At 62.4% G+C, this 5,639-nt stretch carries 5 protein-coding genes; 1 reads left to right on the top strand and 4 read right to left on the bottom strand.

Annotated elements, in window-relative coordinates:
* Positions 1-91 precede the first annotated feature (91 nt).
* The 4 genes from QZ326_RS10995 to QZ326_RS10980 form a co-directional block, all read right to left on the bottom strand.
* Positions 92-1,789, bottom strand: a complete 1,698-nt coding sequence (locus tag QZ326_RS10995; RefSeq protein WP_295745114.1) for a glutamine--tRNA ligase/YqeY domain fusion protein — start codon at positions 1,787-1,789, stop codon at positions 92-94.
* Between the two features lie 91 nt (positions 1,790-1,880).
* Complete coding sequence (sigE, locus tag QZ326_RS10990; protein ID WP_295745116.1) at positions 1,881-2,519, bottom strand: RNA polymerase sporulation sigma factor SigE; 639 nt, start codon at positions 2,517-2,519, stop codon at positions 1,881-1,883.
* Complete coding sequence (locus QZ326_RS10985) at positions 2,434-3,465, bottom strand: sigma-E processing peptidase SpoIIGA (RefSeq protein WP_295745113.1); 1,032 nt, start codon at positions 3,463-3,465, stop codon at positions 2,434-2,436. Before QZ326_RS10985 ends, sigE begins: the two co-directional genes overlap by 86 nt.
* Before the next feature lie 133 nt (positions 3,466-3,598).
* Entirely contained in the window at positions 3,599-3,937 is a 339-nt protein-coding gene (locus QZ326_RS10980; protein ID WP_295745111.1) for a hypothetical protein, read from the bottom strand.
* 192 nt (positions 3,938-4,129) lie between these two features.
* Between QZ326_RS10980 and QZ326_RS10975 the strand changes: the two genes are divergently transcribed.
* Positions 4,130-5,470, top strand: coding sequence for an MATE family efflux transporter (locus QZ326_RS10975; protein WP_295745109.1), 1,341 nt, complete (start codon positions 4,130-4,132; stop codon positions 5,468-5,470).
* Positions 5,471-5,639: the final 169 nt, after the last annotated feature.

Here is a 5,639-nt window from a genome sequence, read left to right as displayed (position 1 = left end):
AAGCTATTTTTTTACCCCCGGCTTAGCCGGGGGTTGCCTTTGGTACTACCAAAGCAACCGCCCGGAGCGCATTGCGCTCCGGGCGGTTCCCTCATTTCTTAAAGCTGTCCTTCAAACTCACGCTGCGGTTGAACACCAGATGCCCCGGCTTCGAGTCCTTGTTGTCCAGGCAGAAGTATCCCAGCCGCATGAACTGAAACCCGACGGGGGCCACGGCCTCCGCAAGGCCGGCCTCCGCCTTGCAGCCGGTGAGAACCTCCAGGGAGTTGGGGTTCAGGCAGTCAATGAAGTCCTCGTCCGCCGCGTCGGGGGCCTCGTCGGCAAACAAATTGTCGTACAGCCGCACCTCCGCGTCCACGGCGGTCTCCGCGTCCACCCAGTGAAGGGTAGCCCCCTTCACCTTCCGGCCGTCAGCGGGGTCGCCGCCCCGGCTGGCCGGGTCATACTCGCACAAGACCTCCACCACGTTCCCGCTCTCGTCTTTCACGCAGCTGGTGCAGGTGATGAGGTATGCGCCCTTCAAACGGCACTCTGGACCGCCGGGGTAGAGGCGCTTGTACTTGGGCACCGGGGTCTCCAGGAAGTCGTCGGCCTCGATCCAGAGCGTTCTGGAGAAGGCCACCTCCCGGGTGCCGGCGGCGGGGTCCACGGGGTTATTCTCCACCGTCACCGTCTCCGTCTTTCCCTCCGGGTAGTTGGTAATGGTCAGCTTAATGGGCCGCAGGACGGCCATGACCCGCTCCGCCGTCTCGTTCAGGTCCTCCCGGAGGCAGTGCTCCAGAAAGCCGTACTCCACGATGTTGGCGGACTTGGCCACGCCGATGCGCTCACAGAAGTTCCGGATAGACCGGGGGGTGTAGCCCCGGCGGCGCAGGCCGCAGAGGGTGGGCATCCGGGGATCGTCCCAGCCGGAAACTCTTCTCTCCTCCACAAGACGGCGGAGCTTGCGCTTGCTCATCACCGTGTGGTCGATGCCAAGGCGGGCAAACTCGATCTGCCGGGGCTTGGCGGGAAGGTCGCAGTTGTCCACCACCCAGTTGTAGAGGGGCCGGTGGTTCTCAAACTCCAGCGAACACAGGCTGTGGGTGATGCCCTCCAGTGCGTCCTGGATGGGGTGGGCGAAGTCATACATGGGGTAGATGCACCACTTGTCCCCGTAGCGGTGGTGGGGCAGGTGGTTGATGCGGTAGATCACCGGATCCCGCATATTGAAGTTGCCGGAGGCAAGGTCGATCCTGGCCCGCAATGTCATGGCCCCGTCGGGGAACTCGCCGTTTTTCATCCGCTCAAAGAGGTCCAGGCTCTCCTCAATGGGACGGTCCCGGTATGGGCTCCGGGCGGGCACGCCCACGCTGCCCCGGTACTCCTTGAACTCCTCCGGGCTCAGCTGGCACACGTAGGCAAGGCCCTTTTTAATGAGACCCACCGCCTGGCGGTAATCCTCCTCAAAGTAGTCCGAACCGTAGAAAAACCGGTCCCCCCAGTCAAAGCCCAGCCAGTGGATGTCCTCCTTGATGGCCTCCACAAACTCCTCGTCCTCCTTGGTGGGGTTCGTGTCGTCCATCCGCAGGTTGCACAGTCCCCCGTACTTCTCCGCAGTGCCGAAGTCGATGGTCAGCGCCTTGCAGTGGCCGATATGCAGGTAGCCGTTGGGCTCCGGCGGAAAGCGGGTGTGGACGGTCATCCCCTCGTACTGTCCACCGGGGGCGATGTCCTCCTCGATAAAAACGTGGATGAAGTTACGGCCCTCCGCCGCTTCCTCCCGGGTGGTTTTCACGTCCTCTGCCATATATATTCCTCCCTTGCTTGCAGCAGGATTTTATGCATAGGGTTATATTATACAAAATCCCGCCGGAAATTGCAAGGGGCTTGCGCCCGGTTCAGCTCATGCGCAGAATCTCCTTTTTCAGCCGGGAGATAATCCGCTTTTCCAGGCGCGAGATGTAGCTCTGGGAGATGCCCAGCTGGTCCGCCACCTCCTTCTGGGTCTGCTCCCGGCCGCCGCCCAGGCCGAAGCGCATGGTGATGATCTGCTTTTCCCGGGGGGACAGGGCGTTGATGGCCGCCGCCAGCAGGTTCCGTTCCACATCCTCCTCAATGGGGCGCATCACTGTATCCTCCTCCGTGCCCAGCACATCGGAGAGCAGCAGCTCATTGCCGTCCCAGTCCGTATTCAGCGGCTCGTCAAAGGAGACCTCCCCCTTGCGGTTGGCGTTTTTCCGCAGGTACATCAAAATCTCATTTTCGATGCACCGGGAGGCATAGGTGGCCAGCTTGATGTTCTTATCAGCCCGGTAGGTCCCCACCGCCTTAATGAGGCCGATGGTGCCGATGGAAATCAGATCCTCGATGTTGATGCCTGTGTTCTCAAACCGGCGGGCAATGTACACCACCAGCCGCAGGTTGTGCTCGATGAGCTCCTTCCGGGACTCCTCATCCTCCAGACGCCCCACCAGCTCCGCCTCCCGCTCCCGGCTCAGGGGTGGCGGCAGGGTGTCGCTTCCGCCGATATAGTGAATCTCCGGCTCCGGCAGCAGCCCCCACCGCCGCAGCAGCCCCAGTAGCCCCGAAAGACTTTTTCGCAACACTTCCATGGTCTCCTCCTTTTTTGACTTCGCCGCCCCACAGGGCCGTGTATCCGTCTCCCAGGGCCGTGGGTGACAGCGCCGCCGTCAGTCCGGCGTACCGCCGGCCGCCGATCTCCGCCCAGTCCAGCCGCACCGCCAGCAGCAGCCCTCCCGCCCCCACCGCGCGGTAGGGCAGCAGACGGGGCCGCAGCTCCGGCGAGGCACACCGCAGAGGCTCCAGTACGTCCGCCGGGGACCGCAGGCGCTCCGCCGCCACCAGACGCCGCGCCTCCGGCGGCAGAAGGCCGTCCAGAGCGCCGGGGGCCGCCACCAGCACCGCCTCCCCGCTCCCGGGCTCCCGCAGGGCGTTTCCCGTATCCCACAGGGCCGTCAGGGCCACGGTCCGGCCGTTTAGGCCAACCCGCACCAGCAGCAGCCGTCCGCCGATCCCATGCCGGGCCGAAGTCCGGAACACCACCGCCATCACCGCATAGGCTGCCGCCGCGGCAATCAGCAGCACCTTGGCGTCCACATCCGTGTAAAAAACGCCGTTCACCACCGGCACCCGGCTCCCCGCCAGCAGTCCCAAGGCAAGCACGCACCCGGCCAGGGCGCTGGAGGCCATAAAGAGCAGCAGCGTCAGCCGGAAAAAACGCTCCTCACCGCCGAAGGCCGCCAGGGCCAGCAGTATCCCCGCCGCCAGCTTCACCGGCGGCGACGCCAGAAACCCCCACCCCGGCAGGAATACCGCCACAGCGTAAGCCCCCCCGGCCAGGGCCGCCAATATGTACCGCCTCCGCCGGAGCGGGACCCCCGCCAGCCGTCCCGTCGCCAGCAGCAGCAGATAGTCCATCACTGTGTTCAGGATGAATACGCTGTCTATATAAACCACCGTCACAGCCCCGCCCCCTTTGTCCGATGGAGCTATTATAGGGCAGGTCCTCCGGAAAAAGCGGTCGCAAAATGGGAGCGGCGGCCCCAACCGCAAAATGCCCCCGCCAGAAAATTCCGGCGGGGGCGCATATGCCTGTTCAGCAGCCGCAGTGACAGCAGCCGTTCTCCTCGGTGCACTCAATGCTGGGTTCGCCGCTGGCCATGGTCACGCCATAGCGGATAGGTACGGATACGCAGACCTGCTGTTTAAAAGTCAGAGTGCAGCTGGTACTGCCGCAGTCAGTGGAGCAGGTAACGCAGGGACTGCCCTGGCAGGTCACCGTGGGCGTTCCCATGACGGCGGTGGGGTTGAGCGTTAAAGACGCGGCAATATCCACGCACTGGCTGGCCACTTTATTACAGCCGCTGGGGACGCTGGGCTCCTCCGGCGGATAGGGCTGGATCGGCATATGCTCGCAGGCTTCGTTGATACGCAAAGAAGCTCCCTCATTTCCTGGAGATTGTATCCGGCCACTCCCGGATACATCCCATCCTATGCCGCCGGGACCGTCTCTGCCACCTGTATTTTCTGAAAAATCCTTTGCACCTCTCTGACAGCTGTGTTATAATTTTTTTAAAAAAGGCCGAGGCCCGCCTCAGGGCGGCCTCCTGTACAGAAAGAGGCTCCCATGGACGAAAAACAGGAACAGAAATTTCATCAGATGACAGAGACCCCCGTCAGCACGCTGATCTGCAGCCTGGCCCTGCCCTGCATCATCAGTATGCTGGTCACCGCCTTTTATAATATGGCGGACACTTTTTTTGTGGGGATGCTGAAGAGCAACAGCGCCACCGGCGCCGTGGGCGTGGTGTTCTCCCTCATGGCCATCATCCAGGCCGTAGGCTTCTTCTTCGGCCACGGCAGCGGCAACTTCATCTCCCGGGAGCTGGGACGGCAGAACTTTGAGGAGGCCTCCAACATGGCGGCCACCGGCTTCTTCTCCGCCATCGCGGCGGGCGCTCTGATCTGCGTTCTGGGCCAGATTTTTCTGGAGCCCCTGGCCACTCTGCTGGGCTCCACGCCCACCATCCTGCCCTACACCAAGGCCTATCTTCAGGTCATCCTCTTCGGTGCGCCCTGGATGACCTCCTCCCTGGTGCTGAACAACCAGCTGCGCTACCAGGGCAGCGCAGCCTACGCCATGGTGGGCATCGCCAGCGGCGCTGTGCTGAACATCGCCCTGGACCCCCTGCTGATCTTCACCTTCGGCCTGGGGGTATCCGGGGCGGCCTGGGCCACCATCATCAGCCAGTTCGTCAGCTTCTGCCTGCTGCTGATCGGCTGCTCCCGGGGCGGCAACCTGCACATCCACATCTCCCGGGTCCAGCGGAAGTGGTCCTATTATGAGATGATTGTCAAGGGGGGCCTGCCCTCCCTGGCCCGGCAGGGCCTGGCCAGCGTGGCCACTATCTGCCTCAACCGGGCCATCCGGCCCTATGGGGACGCCGCCATCGCCGCCATGGGCGTGGTCCAGCGCATCACCATGTTCGGCGGCTCTGCCATGATCGGCTTTGGTCAGGGTTTCCAGCCCATGTGCGGCTTCAATTACGGCGCCAGGCTCTACCAGAGGGTGAAGGACGGCTTCTGGTTCTGCGTCAGATCCTCCACTGTGTTCTTGCTGGCGGTCAGCACCCTGGGCTTTATCTTTGCTCCACAGCTCATCGCCCTGTTCCGGGACGACCCGGAGGTCATTGCCTGCGGCGCTGCCGCCCTGCGGTTCCAGTGCGTCACTTTCTTCACCACTGGCTGGACCGTTATGAGCAATATGATGCTTCAGACTATCGGCAAAACCGGCTCCGCCACCTTTATGGCCATGGCCCGGCAAGGGATTTTCTTCATTCCCCTGATTTATCTCCTCTCACACTGTTTTGGTCTGGTGGGTGTCCAGATGACCCAGTCTGTGGCCGACTGCCTGGCTTTTTTCTGCGCCATCCCCCTCTCCCGCAGAGCGCTGAAAGAGATGACCTGATGTTCACCGCCCCGGCCGGGGCGGCTTTTTTCGCTTTTTTGCCTTTCGCGTTGATGGAGCCGGATACTGGCGGTTTTACTAAACACAGCTTGAAACTAGGCCCTGTTTGAAAAACAGGGAAAATTGAGCTGAATCAACAAAATAGCGATAGCGGCAATGTAAACGAAGG

Source organism: uncultured Oscillibacter sp. (genome assembly GCF_910587525.1).
Taxonomy (GTDB): Bacteria; Bacillota; Clostridia; order Oscillospirales; family Oscillospiraceae; genus Oscillibacter.
This window is presented reverse-complemented; position numbering and strand designations above follow the sequence as displayed.

What these genes read in the sequence shown, in the direction of transcription:
- QZ326_RS10975 (WP_295745109.1), top strand. Translation starts at nt 4,130, where the DNA reads ATGGACGAAAAACAGGAACAGAAATTTCATCAGATGACAGAGACCCCC.
- QZ326_RS10995 (WP_295745114.1), bottom strand. Translation starts at nt 1,789, where the DNA reads ATGGCAGAGGACGTGAAAACCACCCGGGAGGAAGCGGCGGAGGGCCGT.